Source organism: Promicromonospora sp. NFX87 (assembly GCF_048564965.1).
GTDB lineage: Bacteria > Actinomycetota > Actinomycetes > Actinomycetales > Cellulomonadaceae > Promicromonospora.
This window is the reverse complement of record NZ_CP183413.1, coordinates 4,691,284-4,708,322: the sequence shown is the minus strand read 5'-3', so window position 1 is coordinate 4,708,322 and position 17,039 is coordinate 4,691,284. Positions and strand designations below refer to the sequence as shown.

The following is a 17,039-nucleotide window of genomic DNA, read 5'->3' as shown; positions in this document are numbered from 1 at the left end:
CGGGTAGACGGCAGGCTATCGCTGCTCGGTGACAGTGGGGGAGACGCGGGCGAGTGCTGCGGTGATGTTGTCCCGCCCGCCCTGTGCGTTGGCCCAGCGCACGAGCGCCGCGGCCGTGGTGTGCGGGTCGCCGGAGGTGGCGAACCGGCGCACGAGCTCGTCCATCTCGTCCGCGTCGGAGCAGTAGTTCCAGAGGCCGTCGGAGCAGACGAGCAGCCAGCCCGGCCCGGACGGGACGGTCGCGGCGCAGCGGGCGTCCGTGTCGGGGGCGTCGGGGCCCAGCCACCGTGTGATCGCGTGCGCCTGGGGCGACGTCTCGGCCTGGGCGCGCGGCACGCCGGCCGCGATCATCTCCTGGGCCCACGAGTCGTCGACGCTGAGCTGCTCCGCCTGGCCGGAGTCCGGCAGCCAGTACACGCGGGAGTCGCCGAGCCAGCCCGCGACGATCAGGTCGTGGTCCACGACGGCCGCCACGAAGGTGCACGACGGCGGGTCGTCCGCCACGTTCTTCCCCTTCGTCGCGGCGAGCTGTTCCGCGGCGCCCCGCACCGCCTGGCCCGCGGCCCGTGAGGCGGCGACCATCGCGTCGGTCCAGCCCGCGATGCGCCGGCTGGTCGCGCCGGCCACGGAGCTCGCGCCCTCGGGGCCGTACGCCACCAGCACGTCCCGCGCGGCGCGGCTCGCGGCGAGCGAGGCGACGTCGGAGTCGGGTGCGCTGGACACGCCGTCGCACACCACGAGGGCCGCGAAGGTGCCGCTGGCGGCGAGGGCCATCGCGTCCTCGTTGCGGGCGTGCCGCACACCGCGGTCGCAGACCCCGGCCACCCACGCGGCCGGGCGTTCCTCGAAGTGGTCGCGCTCGGACTGGCCGGGGGTGCCGCAGTCGGCGCAGTACCCGTCCGGGGCGATGGTGCCGCCGCAGGCGCCGCAGGACCGGCGGCCGGAGGTGTCGCCGGTCGCCGGGTCGGGGTCCACCACGGTGGGTGCCACGTCGAGGGTCACCTCGGAGGGGATGCTCGCAGCGGAGCTGCCCAGCGGCGTGCCGCAGTTCTCGCAGAACCTGGCGCGGGGCGCCGCGTTCTCTCCGCAGCTGGGACAGCGGACGAGGCTACTGTCGTCGGCACTCATGTCTGGGTAGGTCTCCTTGCCACGTCAGGGGGTCTTCAGGTCGATCGACCGCTCAACGCATGGTCCACCGCCGTACGGAGTTTGCCCGGTCGACGAGCGCCACGCGCTCCGAGCGGTCGTCGGTGAGGTGGGCGAGGGTGCGCAGGGCGAGCTCGAGCCGGTCCCGCAGCTCGGGCTCCGTGGCCTCGGCGCCGGCTATCCGCACGCTCGGGTCGGGGCCCTCCTCCGTGACCAGGTCGAGCGCGCCCGAGAGGGCGTCGACGGTGACCTCGGCCTTGGGGCGGTCGGGGACGTGGGCGGCGTCGAGCCCGGCGACGGCGTCGGACAGGTCGAGCAGGGTGCGCCGCGCGTCGACGAGGAGCCGGGCCCGCCGCAGGCGGGCGTCGGGGAAGGACCCACGGCTGGGGCTCACCAGGTCGAGCGCGCGCAGGGCGCCGTCGAGGTCGCCGCCACCCGCCCGCACCCGGGCGAGGCCGAAGGCGGCGGCGCCCGTGTAGTTCGAGTCGGCCCGCGCGATGGTGCCGTACAGCTGCTCGGCGACACCGGGCTCGCCGGAGACCTCGCAGGCCGTGGCGAGCGCGAGCTTGGGCGCGGGCTCGCCGGGCACCTGCCCGTAGACGGCGTTGAACGACGCGCGGGCGGCCGCCGGGTTGCCGGCCGCGAGGTGGCCGAGGCCCTCCATCCAGGCGGCGCGCCACTCCCACGGGTCGTGCTCGAGGATCTGCGCGACGGTCTCGCGCAGGCGGTCCAGGTCGCCGGCCTCGATCGCGGCCCGCGCCAGGGCGAGCCGTACCTCGACGGTGGCCTCGGCCGCGCCGGCGAGCGCGACCATGCGGGCCGTGGGGTCGGTGACGTTCACGCCGGACAGCCAGGACGCCATCGGGTCGCTGGAGTCCACCTTCAGGTGCGGCAGGTCGTCCCAGGCCAGCGCGCCGTCGGCGCCGTCGAGCGGCGGGACCCCGAACAGGAGCGACTCGGCCGACGTCGTGGCCGTGTACCCGGGGCCCTTGTCGGTCGCGACCACCTCGCGGAGCACACCGAGGAGCTGGACGCGGGCCTCGTCGACCCCGCCGAACCGGTCGGCGGGGTTGGGTGCGCACGCCTTGGCCAGCCAGCGGTAGAACGAGTCGTACTTCTGGAAGACCGGCGTCTCGGACACCGGCGGGAACGACGCCTGGTACACGGTCGTGTTGCCGCGGAAGTCGAGCACCAGGGACGCCAGCGTGCGGCCCAGCGTGAAGATGTCGGAGGCCACCGACGGCCCGATCTCGGCCACCTCGGGCGCCTGGTAGCCGACGGTGCCGTAGATCGCCGACGTCAGGTCGTTGATGCGGCGCACGCCGCCCATGTCGATCAGCTTGACGCCGTCGCCCTGGGCGATGATGTTGTCAGGCTTGAAGTCGCAGTACAGCAGCTCGTGGTCGTGCAGATAGCTGAAGGCGGGCAGCACCTCGAGGATGTACGCGATCGCCTGGTCGACGGGCAGCGGCCGGGCCTGCCCGCCGCCCTGGTCGCGGCGCTCCTTGAGCACGTCCTTGAGCGACTTGCCGCCCACGAACTCCATGACCGTGTAGCCGAGGCCCTCGTGCAGCACGAAGTTGAAGATCTCGACGATGAGCGGGTGCTCGACCTCGGCGAGGAACTGACGCTCCGCGACCGCGGCCTCGTACGCCTCGCGGTCACCCGCGTTGAGCAGGCCCTTGAGCACCACCCAGCGGCCGCTGACGTTGCGGTCGCGGGCCAGGTAGATCCAGCCCAGGCCACCGTGCGCGAGGCAGCCCACCACCTCGTACTGGCCCGCGAGGAGGTCGCCGGCCTTGAGCGCGGGCGCGAAGTCGTACCGCGCGCCGCAGTGTCCGCAGAACCCGGCGATGCGGCCCGGCACGCCGTCGCGGGCGCGCCCCACCGGCTGGCCGCACGTGGGGCAGAACCGCTTGTTCTCCGCGAGCTCCGGCGTGGCCATGACGGCCTGCAGGGGATCGGCGACGGGGGTGTGCGGCACGGTGGTCAGGCCGGCGCCCAGGCGGTGCCCGCGCAGCCGGGTCGACCCGGTGCCCACCCGGCGTGTCTGGTACGTGCCGGACGTTCCCACGCGCGCCGAGCCCAGCGCCGTGGACGCGAGGCGGGACGAGCTGGTGCGGCCGGTCGACGGCTGGGACATGGCGCCCAGGGCGGAGCCCGGGGCAGATCCGGAGGCGCGGACGGTGGAGGCGTCCGGGTCCTCGCTGGTCCACGACGCCGCGACCTCGGCGAGCGCCTCGCCCGCGGGGTTGCCCCCGGCGGGCGCGCCGCACACGTCGCAGTAGCCGTCCTCGATGGTGCCGGTGCAGCCGGGCTCGGCGCAGGCCTGTGTCGTCATCGGTGTCCCTCCGGGAGATCACGCACTAGCGTCTCGAGCTGCTCGGTGAAGTGCCGTGCCAGGGCCAGGTCGCAGGGGGTGGCGTCCAGGGCTTCGCGTGCCTCGTCCTCGCCCGCCTTCACGGTGGACGACGCCGCCCGCCCGTTGCCCTGGGCTTTTGTCATCAGCTGCTTGACGCGGTAGCGCAGCTCGGCGCGTTCGCGCAGGGGCGCGGTGTAGGCGTCCTCGACCCTCGCCATCGCGCGTTCGACGGCGCCCAGCCGCTGGACGTACGTCTTGAGGCGGTCGGGTTCGTCCGGGACCTCGCCGAGCCGGGACACGTCCGGGATCGCGAGCCGCGGCGGGTCGGTGATCTCCCGGCGGCAGCGTTCCGCGACCTGGCTGAGCACGGGCGCCCGGTCGGCGAGGGTGGTGCGCAGCGCGACGGCGCGGTCCCGGTCCTTGGCGAGCGACCGGCGCCGGGCAGTCGCCACGATGAGGTCGCGCTCGGTGCGCGCCGTCTCGTCCTCGAGCGCCGCGAGCGGCCCCGTGATGTCGGCGCCGCGGGCGGCGTCGGACCTGAGGCGGGCGAGCCGGTCGCGCAGGCGGGCGACCACCGCGTCGTCCTCGGTGTCGGCCGAGGCGAGCGCGGCGTCCTCGGCCCGGACGAGGCCGGCGGCCAGGGAGCGCAGGCGGGCGGTGACGTCGGCGGCGTGCGGGTCGAAGGAGAGCCGGGCCGCGAGCTGGTCGGCCTGGGCGTCGCACAGGCGCGCGGCGTCGACGAGGGAGAGCAGCGAGGTCGCGGGGTCGCCGCCCAGGCGGCCCCAGATGAGCTGGGACATGCGCTCGCGCGCGACGGCGTCCGCGCGGCCGGAGTCCCACACCGTGATCAGCTCGTCGGTGCGCGTGCGTACCGCCTGCCACAGGGTCAGCGCCAGCACGACGTCGGCGGTGACGCCCTCCGTGCCCGACTGGCGCGCCGCGGAGTCGAGCCGGTCCAGGTCGGCGCGCCGTGCGTCGAGCCAGGCCTGAAGGTCTGACAGGTACGTCAGAAGATCCGTGGGTTCCGCCGCGATCCCCAGGGCACCGGGTGGCGCCGGCGCGCGCTGGGTCCTGCTCACGGCGTCCGTCCGTAGACCGGTTCCGGCGCGACGGGCGCGGGTCCGAGCGCGTCGCCCAGCCAGCGGTCGTAGGACTCCTCCCACTGCCCGCCGGCGATCATGTCCTCCAGCACGCCGTTGACGAACCGCACCATGTCCGGCTGGTCGGCGGGGATGCCGACGCCGTAGGGCTCGTCGCTCACGGCGTCGCCCACGACCTTCGCGTACGGGTCCTGCGCGGCGAAGCCGGCCAGGACGGTGTCGTCGCCGGTGATGGCGTCCACCTCACCCTGCTGGAACAGGACGAGGCACGTGGTGTGGGTGGCGGCGGGCACCGCCTCGACGCCCTCCCACTCCCCGAGCCGTTCCAGGGTGGTGGTGCCCTCGGGCGCGCAGACCCGCTGCCCCTCGAGGTCGTCGATGCCCGCGACCTTCGAGGTCGAGGGCACCAGGAGCTTCTGGCCCGCGTGGTAGTACTCCGCCGAGAACGCGATGTTCTCCCAGCGGTCGCAGTTGATGGTGAAGGCCCGCGTCACGATGTCGACCTGGTGCTCGGCCAGCACGGTCTCGCGGTCGCCCGACGTGATCACGCGGAACTCGATCTTGTCCGGGTCGCCCAGGATCGCGTCGGCGATCTGCCGGGCCACGTCGATGTCGAAGCCCTCGATGTCACCGGTGAACGGGTCGCGCGAACCCATGAGCAGGGTGTCGGCCGAGACCCCCACCTTGAGGGCGCCGTGCTCCCGGATGGCGGCCATGGTCGAGCCGGACGTCACCTCAGGGCTGCCTTCCGGGTCCAGCGACGCGACGGCGGGCCGCCCGTCGGCGCAGTCCTCGGCGGCGGTCGCGACGCCGGACGCCGCTCCACCGGTGCCGGCCTTCGGCGCCGACTCCTGTGTGGACTCCTGCGCCACGGAACCCGCGCCGGCCGCGCCGGTGAGCAGGTGCGTCGTCGGTTCGGGCGCGCACGCCGCCGTCGTGCCGGCGACGGCGAGCGCGACGAGGGCGGCGACCAGCGGTCTGCGAACGGTGCTCATCGGTACTCCTTCAGGCGGACGTTCATCCCGGCGGCAGCGGCCACTGCCCCTGCCACACCCAGCACGAGGGCGATCCAGGCGGCTGCCTGCGCGGTGGTCGCCGCGGACCCGAGCCGGTCGACGGCCTCCGTGCTGGTGGCCTCGACGTCCTCGTGGGCCCGGTCGGAGAACGCGGCGAAGGCCGCACCCGCCGAGCCGTCGCCGGTGGCCGTCGCGGCGTCGACCGCTTCGTCCCAGCGGCCGCCGTCGTCCAGCTCGCGGATCTCGGCGTGCTTTGCGTCCCACTCGTCCAGGAGGGACGTGGGGTCGGAGCCGGTGCCGGCCGCGTCGGCGGCCTCGGCCAGGAGGGCCCGCGCATCGGTGAGCGACGTCTGGTAGGACTCCTCGAAGTCCGCGCCCGAGCCGCGCTTGATCAGCGTGAACGACTCCATCGACTTGGCGTCGGTGGCCAGCGACAGCGCCTCCGACGTCGCGACGGTCGCCGCGTACGGCCCACTGGCGACAGACCGGGCGACGCCGTTGCCACCCAGCACCGCCGCCACCGTCACGACACCACCGACCAGGAGGGCGACGCTCGCGGCCGCCAGCCCGGTGTTCAGGACGCGGTGCGTGCGCCGGGCGAGCCAGAGCTGGACGGCGCCCAGCGCCACGAGCGCCAGCAGCACGAACAGGAGCAGCACCTGGGCCAGCGAGATGGAACCCATGTCGGCGTCCACCCGCTGCGACGTCGAGACCGCCACCTCGTCGATGGTGGGCAGGACCTCGTCGCGCAGCGCGGCCGACGCCTGGTCCAGGTACGCCGCGCCGACCGGGAAGCCCTGCCGGTTGTTCGCGCGCGCGGACTCGACGAGGCCCGCGTACCGCTGCACCGAGTCGGACACGGCGGCGAGGTCCGCGGCCTCCCCGGCGCCCCGCGCGGTCGCGGCCAGGGACGGGACGGCCTGCGCGGCCTCGGACAGGCTCGCCTCGTAGCGCTCGCGCGCCTCGGCAGGCTCCAGCCCGCCCACGAGGAACGCGTTGGTCGCCGTCGCGTCGGCCGAGACCAGGTCGTTGCGCAGCTCCTGCGTGCCCACCAGCTGGGCCGCGTCACGCTGCGCGTCGTGCAGCGCCGCCGACTGGCCGTTTCCCGCGAGAAACCCGGTGACGCCGAGGAGCAGGCAGGCCACCACTGCGACGGTGGTGGCCAGCGCGAGCTGGCCCGGGGTGGTCGCGAGACCCGCCGAGAACCGGCTGCGCCGACGGAGCAGGACGTCGTTGCGCGGCCCGGGAACCTCGCCGGGGTCGGGCGCGGCCGGATTCGGTGCGGTCACGCGGTGGCCTCGCTGTCTGTACCGATGTCCACGACATCCTCCAGGTCCTCTGGGACCAGCGTGCGGAGCTGGTCCAGCGTCGGTCGTTCAACGTCCCGCAGGCGCCAGGCGTGCCGGGCGATCGCGGAATCAAGCACATTGCGGGCCCAGCGGCCGTTGCCGAAACCCTCGCCGCGCGCCTGGTCGGCCGCGAGGCGGTCAAAACGTTCGAGAGTCTCCGGTCGCGGCTCGAAGTCGGCGGACCTCGTCATGCCCTCGAAGATCCGGCGCAGCTCGTCGGGGGAGTAGTCCTCGAACGTGATGGTGCGCGCGAACCGGCTCTCCAGGCCCGGGTTGGTGCCCACGAACCGAGCCATCGGGCCCGGGTAGCCCGCCACGATCACCACGAGGTCGTCGCGGTGGTCCTCCATGTCCTTGACCAGGGTGTCGACGGCCTCGCGGCCGTACTGGTCCTCGGCCAGGGCGTAGGCCTCGTCGATGAACAGGACGCCGCCCAGGGCGCGCTGCACCACCGCCGTCGTCTTCTCGGCGGTCTGGCCCAGGTAGCCGGCGACCAGCTCGGAGCGGTCGACCTCGACGAGGTGGCCCTTGTCCAGCAGGCCCAGGGCGCGGTAGATCCCGGCCACCAGGCGGCCGACCGTGGTCTTGCCGGTGCCTGGGTTGCCTACGAAGACCAGGTGGCGGGTGAGCGTCGGGGCGGTCAGGCCTGCTTCGCCGCGGAGGCGTTCTATGCGGAGGAGCTCGGTCTGGCGGCGGATCTCGTCCTTGACTCTTGCTAGTCCGGTGAGTTCGTCGAGCTCGGTCAGGAGCTCTTCGAGGGTGCGTTCGTCGGTGGTCGAGCTTGTCGAGACCTCGGGCGGTTCGGCTGGGGCGGCCGCGGGGTCCGAGATACCGCGCCGGGATGCGTTCACGGGCCCCAGGGGGCCCTCCACTTCGGGAAGGAATACATCCCGGCGCGGTATCTCGGACCCCGCGGCCTTTGTGGTCAGGTCACCTGGGGTGGTGGGTCGTCCGTCCAGGTTTGGGGTGGTTGGCAGGGGGTGTGCCGTCGTGCGTGTCTGGGGCTGCGTCGCTCTGTCGCGGCCGGCGGCTGCGCTGCGGTGGACTGCCTTGGTGCCCTCGGCTGCGGCTATCGCGCTGATGCTGGGGTCGCCCAGGGTGGCTGCGGCGTCTACGACCGCTGCCAAGGCTTCCGCGTAGTCGGCTGCGTGGGGGGAGTTCTTGGTGATGAGGTCCGTGAGGAGGTCTGTCGGGGAGGAGCGCCAGCGGCGGGCGCTGACCGCGGCGTCGAAGAACGGCTGCAGGCTGCTGCTTGAGGTCGGGCGTCCCGTGGCGGCGATCCAGTCCGTGGGGGCGCCCGGGGAGGACTCGGCTACTGCGGCCGCCAGGCGTTCGGCCTCGGTGCGTGCGGCAGCGGGGCTCAGGTTGGCGGCGGTGGCTGTCGCGGCGACGGCGTCCAGGGCGGCGGCCAGTGCCGTCGTGGTCATGGTGCTTCCAGGGGAGGCGGGCCTGACGTCGTGTCGGGGGCGGGCATCGAGCCGGGTGCTGCGCTCGGGAGGTTCAGGGCCGATGAGGTGCCGAACTTCTCCTCGAGGAAGCGGCCGTGCGCGACGAGGGCTACGGCGTCGGCCCGGGAGACGGCGTCGGAGATCTTGTCGATGGTGGCGCCCAGCAGGTCGAGCTGGTCGCACAGGATCATGAGCGACGTCTTGCCGCGGTCCACGACGCGCCGGTCGGCGAAGTCGCGGGGGAGGCGCAGGTAGGCGTCGACCGCCTCGGGCAGGTAGCTCGTCGCGGTGGCGACGACGGTGTGCGCCTGCTGGGAGCCGGCGCCGAGCCGGTCCAGGCGGGGCGCCATCTCGTGCACGGTCTCGGCGACGCGCTGCACCCGGGCGGTGACGGCGGCCGGCGCCTTGCCGGACGTGCGGGCCAGGACGGCGTCGACGGACGTCACGATCTGCTCCGTCGTGGGCGGGGCCGGGATGGAGACGGGCCGCGCCTCTTCCTCGGCGCGCCCGCCACCGAGGAGTCGCCGCCACCAGCTCATGCCTGCCTCCGAGCCTGCGGTCACGGGGTGGTGAGGTCGAGAGAACCGCTCGCCACGCCGTCGGTGTTGGTGCGTCGTGCGCGCTCCACGTACTGGGAGGCCTTCGTGGTCTCGGTCTGGAGCACGCCGATGGTCTGCGACATCGAGTCGAGCGCCCGGACCTTGAAGTCGCTGATCGAGTCCATGGTCGCGTAGATGTTCGCGAACGCGGACTGGAGCTGCTCGATGCCGACGGTCGAGCTCGCTGCCTGCTCCTGGATGGTCGCCGACTGGTCGGCGAGCATCTTGGAGGTCGAGGCGATCATGTTCGAGGTCGTCGTGTTCAGCGCGCCGATCTGGTCGAGCACGAGCTTCTGGTTGGCGAGCGCCTGCGCGACGATGACGGCGGTGCGCAGCGCGGAGACCGTCGTCGTCGTGGCGCGGTCGACACCCTTGGTGAGCTCGACGTTGTTCTTGATGATGATGTCGATCGCGAGGTAGCCCTGGATCGAGACGGCGAGCTGGGTGAGCAGGTCCTGGTGCTTCTGGCGCACGTAGAACAGGACGTCCTCGGACAGCGCCTTGGCCCGCTCGGGCTCGGCGATCTGGAGCTCGGCGATCTTCGCGGAGAGCTGGGCGTCGAGCCGCTCGGCCACGTAGATGTACTGGTTGAGCCGCGCCATCGTGTCCCAGAGGTTCTGCTTCTCCAGGTTGAGCGCGGCGTTGTCCTTGCGGAGCTCGTCCTGGCCGTTGTACAGGGCCTGGATGATGGCGTTGAGCTGGCCCTGCGCGGACTCGTAGCGGCGGAAGTAGTCCTGCAGCTTGTCGCCGAACGGGATGATCCCGAGGATCTTGCGGCCCACGCTGGCCTCGGACGGGTCCAGGTCCTCGACGGTGCGGCGCAGCTCCAGCAGGGTCTGGCCCACCTTGGAGCCGTCGGCGAGGCCGCCCTCCTTCAGGGCCCGGACGGGAGTGGCGAGCAGCCGGTTGCTGGAGTCCGCGGCCTGCCGGATGTCCTGGTCGCCCATGGTGCGCACGTCGTCGGCGCGCTTGGCGAACTCTGGGCTCTTGGTGTCGGCGCTCAGCAGGCCGTCCAGGTAGGTGGCCACCTTCTGGTCGAGCGCGGGCGCGACGGCGGGATCCACCTTCGGAGCCATCTTGGGGGCCTGCGTGGCCGCGACGGCCTGGACCGGGTCGGGCGCGCTCAGCACGAGGGGCTCGGCTGCGGGAGCAGGCGGTTGAAGCGGCATCGGCTCGGTCATCGGTGCTCCTCGCGATAGGGCGTCCGAACCCGGCGAGTATATGCGGGGGGCCGCTGTCGCCGGGAGGGAAAACGCCTGGGTGCGGGGTGAGAACGTCGGGGCGTGCCGGGTAGTTCCCGGGTGCCGTCTGACGGTTGTCCACGCCCTCCGCCGGGCGCGGCGGTGCGGGCCAGGCAGGGCCCGGCCCACACCGCACGGCCACGTGCTGCCGCGTCGGAAAGTCAGGCGGCCGGGGTCTCCGCGGTGGCGACCAGGGTGGCCCGGCCGAGGATGTGGGACGCCATGGTGAAGCCGAGGAACGCGGGGGTGGCGTCCTCGGGAACGCCGAGGTCCTCGGTGTCGAGGGCGTGCACGGTGATGAAGTACCGGTGCGCGCCGTGGCCGGCGGGCGGCGCGGCCCCCAGGTAGCGGGGCGCGCGGGCGTCGTTGGGCAGCTGGGTCGCGCCCTCGGGCAGCCCGGAACCCGTCTCGTCTCCCGCGCCCTCGGGCAGCTCCGTGACCGCGGCCGGGATGTTGGCGACCGCCCAGTGCCAGAAGCCGGAGCCGGTGGGGGCATCGGGGTCGTAGACGGTCACCGCATAGCTCTTCGTGGCGGCCGGCGCGCCCGTCCAGGTCAGCTGGGGCGACCGGTCCTGGCCGCCGGGCATGCCGAAGAGACCGGACAGCTGCACCGCGGGAAGTTCGCCTCCGTCGGGCACGGACTGGCTGGTCAGCGTGAACGTCGGCACCAGGGGGAGCCTGGCAAAGGGGTCGTTGCTCATCTGCACTCCAATCGAAGATCGATCAACTTGGGAATGATCGATTATTTGTTACGCTAGTCCCATGGAAGCCGAGAGCGCAATCGAACCGGCGCACCGCTCGCCGTCGGAACGTCTGTACGCCGGGGTCCGCACGCGGATCCTGCACGGAGACTTCGGGCCCGGTGCGGCGCTCAAGCCGCGGGAGCTGGCGGACGCCGAGGGGGTGAGCCTCGCGGTCGCCCGGGAGGCCCTGCTGCGCCTCGTCGGTGAGGGCCTGGCGGTGCGGTTGCACAATCGCGGGTTCGTGGTGCCGTCGATGGATGCGGACCGGTGGCAGAAGATCGCGGAGGCCCGGATCGCGACGGAGCCGGCCATGCTCCGCCTCTCGATGGCTCGGGGCGACATCGACTGGGAGGCGCGGGTCCACGCGGCCCACTACCGCTTGCGACGTACCCCGGTCTGGACGGAGGGCGGCCCCTTCTACTCCGACGAGTGGTCGGAGGCCCACCGCCAGTTCCACCGGTGTCTCCTGGAGGCCTGTGCGAACGACATCCTCCTCGACCTGTTCGACCGGATGTGGGTCGCCAGCGAGCTCGCCCGCCGCTGGTCCACGTCCGCGATGCCCCGTGGCGTCCCGCTCCGTAGCGTCCAGCCCCGCGACGGCGTCGCCGAGCATGCCGCGCTGGAGGCCGCCGTGCTCGCGCGCGACGCCGACCGCGCCGTCGACCTGCTCGTGCAGCACCTCACGCTGACAGCGGAGAGCCTGCGTGCCGGCCACGGTGCGTCGAACGGCTGAGCTGCGCGACCGCCGAGGGGAACGACCCACCCAGCCGGTGTGGCGCGCCTCACCTGGGGCCGCTGGACGGAATACGTCCGGCCGGGCGCACAGTTTGGGAGCATGAACGCAGTCGTTCGGAACACCTTCCAGACAGGATGCACAAGTAGCCATGCCCTCGCGTCGGTTCTCCCGCCCGCGTGCCGTCGTCGTCGTCACGGCCACGGTCGCTCTCCTGCTCGCCGCCTGCTCACCCGGGGGAGGGACGCCGGAGGAGGCTTCCGGCGAAGCCGTCGCGGGCGGAACCCTCACCTACGCCTCGGGTGACGCCGAACCCTCGTGCCTCGACCCGCACGTCGGCGGCAACTACCCGCAGGCGCTCATCGCCACGCAGTACCTGGAGTCGCTCGTCTCCCTTGACGAGAGCGGCGAGGTCATCCCGTGGCTCGCCACCGAGTGGCAGGAGAGCGACGACGGCCTGAGCTGGGAGTTCACCCTCCGCGAGGACGTGGCGTTCACCGACGGCACGCCGTTCGACGCCGAGGCGGTGGCCGCCAACATCGCGCACGTGCAGGACCCGGCGACGGCGTCGTCGACCGGCTACCTCGCCCTGGCGAAGATCGAGAACGTGGTGGCCGTCGACGACCACGTCGTCCGGCTGGAGCTCACCACGCCGGACAGCGCGCTGCTGGAGTCGCTCTCGCAGGTCTGGGTGGCCATGGAGTCGCCCAAAGCCCTGGAGCGCAGCCAGGAGGAGAACTGCGCGTCGCCGGTCGGTACCGGCCCGTTCGTCGTCGACCAGTGGGAGCGCCAGGACTCGGTGACCCTCGTACGGAACGACGACTACAGCTCCCCGCCGGCCGACGCCGAGGGCACCGGCCTCCCGTACCTCGACTCGATCGTGTGGCGGTTCATCCCCGACTCCGCGAGCCGCTACGCCGCGCTCCAGTCCGGTGAGGTGCAGGTCATCGACAACGCGCAGCCGGACACCATCCAGTCGGCCGAGGCGAGCGGGACCATCAAGGAGCTCGACGCACCGCGACCCGGCGCCTCGAACCGGATAGAGCTCAACTCGGGCAAGGCGCCGTTCGACGACGAGCGGGTCCGCGAGGCGTTCATCCGCTCCGTGAACGTGGACGACGGCATCGACAGCCTGTTCTTCGGGACCGCGGAGCGTTCGTACTCGCCGCTGTCCGGCGTCGAGCCGCTCGGCCTGGGCGAGCCCGACCTCTTCACCGTCGACACCGACGCCGCGGCCACCCTGCTCGACGAGGCGGGCTGGGCCGAGCGTGACGCCGACGGCTACCGCGTCAAGGACGGCAAGCGCCTCACCCTCGACTTCCCGGTGAGCACCAACCAGTCGATCCCGGCCGAGCAGTCCCTGTTCGAGCAGATCCAGGCGGACGCCAAGGCCGCGGGCTTCGAGGTGCGGCTCCACCCGCTCGACCTGTCCAGCTGGTACGGCGCGCTCGCCGAGAACGACTACAACCTGGTCAGCGCCCCGTACACGAAGGTCGGCCCGGACGTGCTGCGGATCCTGTACCACTCGGCGAGCATCGAGCCCGCGCCCAGCGGCTACTTCGCGAACCTCGCCCAGGTGGACGACCCCGCGCTCGACGACCTGCTCACGCGGGCCTCCGCGACGAGCAACCCCGACGACCGCAAGAGCCTGTACGAGCAAGCGCAGCGGATCATCCTCGAGGGGTACTACATCCTGCCGCTGTACGACCAGCAGAACCACTTCCTGTACTCGTCGACGGTGCAGGGCCTGCGGGCGATGCCCACGGTCTCCACGCCGACCTTCACCGAGGCCTGGCTGACGTCTTGACGCTTCCCGTCCCCACCACCGGGGCGCGCAGGAGGCCGGTGCCGGGCAACCGGCACTGGCTCCTCCTGCGCGCCGGTGGGGTCGTGTTCGTGCTCTGGGCCGCGGCGACCATCACGTTCTTCGCGCTCCGGCTGGTCCCCGGCGACCCCGCCGAGGCGATCCTCGGCGGACCCGGCTCGCAGGCCGGACCCGAGGCGCTGGAGCAGGTACGCCGCGAGTACGGCCTCGACCAGCCGCTCGGCGTGCAGTACCTGACCTACCTCGGCAGGCTCGTGACCGGCGACCTCGGCCAGTCGTACTCCCTGCACAAGCCCGTGGCGACGGCGATAGGGGAGCAGCTCGGCGCCACGCTCACCCTCGCCCTCTGCTCCCTCGTGCTCGCCTGGGTCCTCGCCTGCGCGCTGGCCGCCTGGAGCGTGCGGGGCGGCCGGGTCGCCTGGGCCATCGGGTCCGGGCTGGAGCTGGTGGCCGCCGCGGTGCCGCACTTCTGGCTCGCGACGGTGCTGATCCTGTTCTTCAGCCTCACCCTCGGGATCCTGCCGCCGGTCAGCGTGCCGGGGCCTCTGGGCATCGTGCTGCCCGCGCTGACGATGGCGATCCCGCTCGCCGGGTTCCTCGGGCAGGTCATGCGCGAGTCCCTGCTGACCGCCATGGAGTCGCCCTTCGTCACCACGGCGCGCGCCCGCGGCGAGAGCGAGGTCCGGATCTTCTGGCGGCACACGCTGCGGCACGCCGCGATCCCCGCCGTCGGGTTGTCCGGCTGGGCCTTCGGGTCGCTGATCAGCGGGGCGGTCGTCGTGGAGTCGGTGTTCGCCCGGCAGGGGCTCGGCCGCAGCCTGCTCTCGGCGGTCCAGCTGCGTGACGTCACGCTGGTGACCGGCATCGTGCTCGTCGTGGCGCTCGCGTACACGGTGATGACCCTGGTGACGGATCTGGCCGACCGGGCGATCGACCCGCGCGGACGGGCGGTGACGGAGTGAGCCGCCTGCGCTCCGCCGTCGCGCGCGTCACCGCGTTCCGCCCCACGGTCGCCGAGGCGGTCGCGGGCGCGGTACTGCTGCTCCTGCTCGTCGCGGCGCTCTGGCCGAACCTGCTCGCCCCGGGCGACCCGCTCGCCGTCGCGCGCACCGAGGCCTTCCGGCCGCCGTCGCTCGCGCACCTCTTCGGGACCGACGAGTCCGGCCGCGACATCTACACCAGGGTGATCCACGGGGCCGCGGAGTCGCTGCGGATCGGCGTCCTCGCGACGGCGATCGGCATAGGCCTCGCGACGGTCCTCGGCTTCGCGGCGGGCCTCGGCCCGCGCTGGCTCGACTTCGGCACCACGCGGCTCGTCGAGGTGCTCTTCGCGTTCCCCGGCCTGCTGCTCGCGCTGCTGTTCATCGTGGTGACGGGGCCGGGCGTGCTGAGCTCCACCATCGCCGTCGGCCTGGCCACCGCGCCCGGCTACGCGCGGATCATCCGGTCCCAGGTGCGGCGGACGGCGGCCGCCGAGTTCGTCGAGGCCGCGCGCGTGCTGGGGCGCGGCCGGCTCTGGATCGTCGTCCGGCACATCCTGCCGAACGTGACCGCCGCGCTGTTCGTGCTCGCGACCCTCGGGCTCGGGCAGGCGGTCATCTGGGTCTCCTCGCTGAGCTACCTCGGGCTCGGGGCCGTGCCTCCCGCCGCGGAGTGGGGCGCGATGCTCGCCGCGGGCCGCACCTACATCGCGAACTTCTGGTGGATGACCTTCTTCCCCGGCCTCGCGATCGTCGCGAGCGCCGCTGCCGCCACCGTCATCGGGCGTGGCATCCAGAAGCGGAACAGGAGCGCGGCGTGAGCGATCCGGTGCTGTCGATCAAGGACCTCGTCGTGAAGTTCTCCGGACGTCGCGTCGTCGACGGCGTCAGCCTCCAGGTGGCGGCCGGTGAGTGCGTAGCGATCGTCGGCGAGTCGGGCTCGGGCAAGAGCGTCACCGCGCGGAGCGTCGTGGGCCTCGCGGGGGAGAGCGCCCGGGTCACCGCCGCGGAGCTCAGCGTCGCCGGGCAGGACGTGCTCTCCCTGTCCGGCCGGCGCCTGCGCGCGCTGCGCGGCGGAACCGTCGGCCTGATCGCGCAGGACGCGCTCGTCTCCCTCGACCCGCTGCGGCCCGTCGGACGCGAGATCGGCGACACTCTCGCCCTGCACACCCGGCTCGACGCCGCCGCCCGCCGCACGCGCACCGTCGAGCTCCTCGGCCGTGTGGGCCTGCCCGACGCCGAGCTGCGGGCCGGCCAGCGTCCCGGCCAGCTCTCCGGCGGCCAGCGGCAGCGCGCCCTCATCGCCGCGGGGATCGCGGGCGAGCCGCGGCTGGTCATCGCCGACGAGCCGACCACGGCGCTGGATCAGCCCGTCCAGGCCGGTGTGCTCAAGCTGCTGGGGCAGCTGCGCGACGACGGCACCGCCGTGCTGCTCATCAGCCACGACCTGTCGGTGGTGCTGGGCATCGCCGACCGGGTGCTCGTGATGACCGACGGCGCCGTGGTCGAGGAGGGCACCCCGGCGGAGGTCTTCGAGCGGCCCCGGCACCCGTACACCCGCAAGCTGGTGGCCGCCGTCCCGGGAGGCGTGCCCCGCGGGACCCCCCTCTCGGCCGCCCCGCCGCCGTCGGCCGCCGCCCCAGCGGCCGGCGTCGAGCGTAGGAGTGGTCGCGGCGCGGGCGCTCGTGAGGCGACCGGGCCTACGCTCGGCGATGTCCTCCTCGAGGCACGGGGGCTCGCGCGGACGTTCCAGGTCGGCGGGCGGGAGATAGCCGCCGCCGACGACGTCTCGTTCACCCTCCGCGCGGGGCGGACCCTCGGGCTGGTCGGGGAGTCCGGTTCGGGCAAGTCCACGACCGCCCGGCTCCTCCTCGGGCTGGAGCGGCCCGACGCCGGCGAGGTCACCCTGCTCGGCGAGCCCTGGATCCCCCTCCCGGAGGCCCGACGGCGCGCGCGCCGGCCGCTCGTCGGCGCCGTGTCCCAGGACGCGCTCAGCTCGTTCGACCCCCGCTGGACCGTGGGTGCGGTCCTCGCCGACGCCCTCACCCGCGGGCGCACGACCCGGCCGGGACCGGTTCGCGCGGAGATCGCCGAGCTGCTCGACACGGTGGGCCTCGATCCGGCGGTCGCCACCCGCCGTCCGCTGCACCTCTCGGGCGGACAGCGGCAGCGCGTCGCCGTCGCGCGGGCGCTCGCGGCCGACCCCCGGGTGCTGATCCTCGACGAGCCGGTCTCCGCGCTCGACGTCTCCGTCCAGGCGCAGGTGCTCGACCTGCTCGACCGGCTCCAGCGCGAGCGGAACCTGGCCTACCTCCTCATCACGCACGACCTCGGGGTCGCGCTGCACATGAGCGACGACATCGCCGTCATGCAACAAGGTCGCATCGTCGGGTCCGGCCCGGCGGCGACCGTCTTCGACGACCCGCAGCACCCTTACGTGCGGCTGCTGCGGGAGGCCGCGCCGGTCGCCGTCGGGCGAGCCGACAGGGGCTGACCC

The 17,039-nt window shown here is 73.3% G+C and carries 14 protein-coding genes; 5 read left to right on the top strand and 9 right to left on the bottom strand.

Features of this window, described 5'->3' with window-relative positions; genetic code table 11:
• Positions 1–15: 15 nt before the first annotated feature.
• The 9 genes from ACNYC2_RS21100 to ACNYC2_RS21060 all read right to left on the bottom strand — a co-directional run bounded on the left by ACNYC2_RS21100 (position 16) and on the right by ACNYC2_RS21060 (position 10,962).
• Positions 16–1,128 (bottom strand): PP2C family serine/threonine-protein phosphatase, encoded by a 1,113-nt coding sequence (locus tag ACNYC2_RS21100; RefSeq protein ID WP_419703677.1) that lies wholly within the window; start codon positions 1,126–1,128, stop codon positions 16–18.
• 52 nt (positions 1,129–1,180) lie between these two features.
• Entirely contained in the window at positions 1,181–3,487 is a 2,307-nt protein-coding gene (locus tag ACNYC2_RS21095) for a tetratricopeptide repeat protein (protein ID WP_419703676.1), read from the bottom strand.
• Positions 3,484–4,587: a hypothetical protein gene (locus ACNYC2_RS21090; RefSeq protein WP_419703675.1), complete on the bottom strand. Its 1,104-nt coding sequence runs from the start codon at positions 4,585–4,587 to the stop codon at positions 3,484–3,486. Before ACNYC2_RS21090 ends, ACNYC2_RS21095 begins: the two co-directional genes overlap by 4 nt.
• Complete coding sequence (locus tag ACNYC2_RS21085; RefSeq protein ID WP_419703674.1) at positions 4,584–5,603, bottom strand: glutamate ABC transporter substrate-binding protein; 1,020 nt, start codon at positions 5,601–5,603, stop codon at positions 4,584–4,586. Before ACNYC2_RS21085 ends, ACNYC2_RS21090 begins: the two co-directional genes overlap by 4 nt.
• Positions 5,600–6,913 carry a hypothetical protein gene (locus tag ACNYC2_RS21080; protein WP_419703673.1) on the bottom strand — a complete coding sequence of 438 codons (1,314 nt, stop codon included), beginning with the start codon at positions 6,911–6,913 and terminating at the stop codon, positions 5,600–5,602. Before ACNYC2_RS21080 ends, ACNYC2_RS21085 begins: the two co-directional genes overlap by 4 nt.
• Positions 6,910–8,400 carry an AAA family ATPase gene (locus tag ACNYC2_RS21075; RefSeq protein WP_419703672.1) on the bottom strand — a complete coding sequence of 497 codons (1,491 nt, stop codon included), beginning with the start codon at positions 8,398–8,400 and terminating at the stop codon, positions 6,910–6,912. The genes ACNYC2_RS21080 and ACNYC2_RS21075 overlap by 4 nt, the downstream gene beginning before the upstream one ends.
• A complete protein-coding gene (locus tag ACNYC2_RS21070; RefSeq protein ID WP_419703671.1) occupies positions 8,397–8,960 on the bottom strand; it encodes a hypothetical protein in 564 nt (187 codons plus the stop codon). Before ACNYC2_RS21070 ends, ACNYC2_RS21075 begins: the two co-directional genes overlap by 4 nt.
• Before the next feature lie 20 nt (positions 8,961–8,980).
• Positions 8,981–10,201: a toxic anion resistance protein gene (locus ACNYC2_RS21065; protein ID WP_419703670.1), complete on the bottom strand. Its 1,221-nt coding sequence runs from the start codon at positions 10,199–10,201 to the stop codon at positions 8,981–8,983.
• Between the two features lie 221 nt (positions 10,202–10,422).
• Positions 10,423–10,962: a YbhB/YbcL family Raf kinase inhibitor-like protein gene (locus ACNYC2_RS21060; RefSeq protein WP_419703669.1), complete on the bottom strand. Its 540-nt coding sequence runs from the start codon at positions 10,960–10,962 to the stop codon at positions 10,423–10,425.
• A 61-nt stretch (positions 10,963–11,023) separates the two neighbouring features.
• Between ACNYC2_RS21060 and ACNYC2_RS21055 the strand changes: the two genes are divergently transcribed.
• The 5 genes from ACNYC2_RS21055 (at position 11,024) to ACNYC2_RS21035 (ending at position 17,036) form a co-directional block, all read left to right on the top strand.
• Positions 11,024–11,737: a GntR family transcriptional regulator gene (locus ACNYC2_RS21055; RefSeq protein ID WP_419703668.1), complete on the top strand. Its 714-nt coding sequence runs from the start codon at positions 11,024–11,026 to the stop codon at positions 11,735–11,737.
• Between the two features lie 151 nt (positions 11,738–11,888).
• Positions 11,889–13,544: an ABC transporter substrate-binding protein gene (locus tag ACNYC2_RS21050; RefSeq protein WP_419703667.1), complete on the top strand. Its 1,656-nt coding sequence runs from the start codon at positions 11,889–11,891 to the stop codon at positions 13,542–13,544.
• The gene (locus ACNYC2_RS21045) at positions 13,541–14,524 is read left to right on the top strand and encodes an ABC transporter permease (RefSeq protein ID WP_419703666.1); all 984 of its coding nucleotides are present in this window, start codon (positions 13,541–13,543) and stop codon (positions 14,522–14,524) included. The genes ACNYC2_RS21050 and ACNYC2_RS21045 overlap by 4 nt, the downstream gene beginning before the upstream one ends.
• 5 nt (positions 14,525–14,529) lie before the next feature.
• Positions 14,530–15,363 carry an ABC transporter permease gene (locus ACNYC2_RS21040; RefSeq protein ID WP_419707873.1) on the top strand — a complete coding sequence of 278 codons (834 nt, stop codon included), beginning with the start codon at positions 14,530–14,532 and terminating at the stop codon, positions 15,361–15,363.
• Complete coding sequence (locus ACNYC2_RS21035) at positions 15,360–17,036, top strand: dipeptide ABC transporter ATP-binding protein (RefSeq protein WP_419703665.1); 1,677 nt, start codon at positions 15,360–15,362, stop codon at positions 17,034–17,036. The genes ACNYC2_RS21040 and ACNYC2_RS21035 overlap by 4 nt, the downstream gene beginning before the upstream one ends.
• Positions 17,037–17,039: the final 3 nt, after the last annotated feature.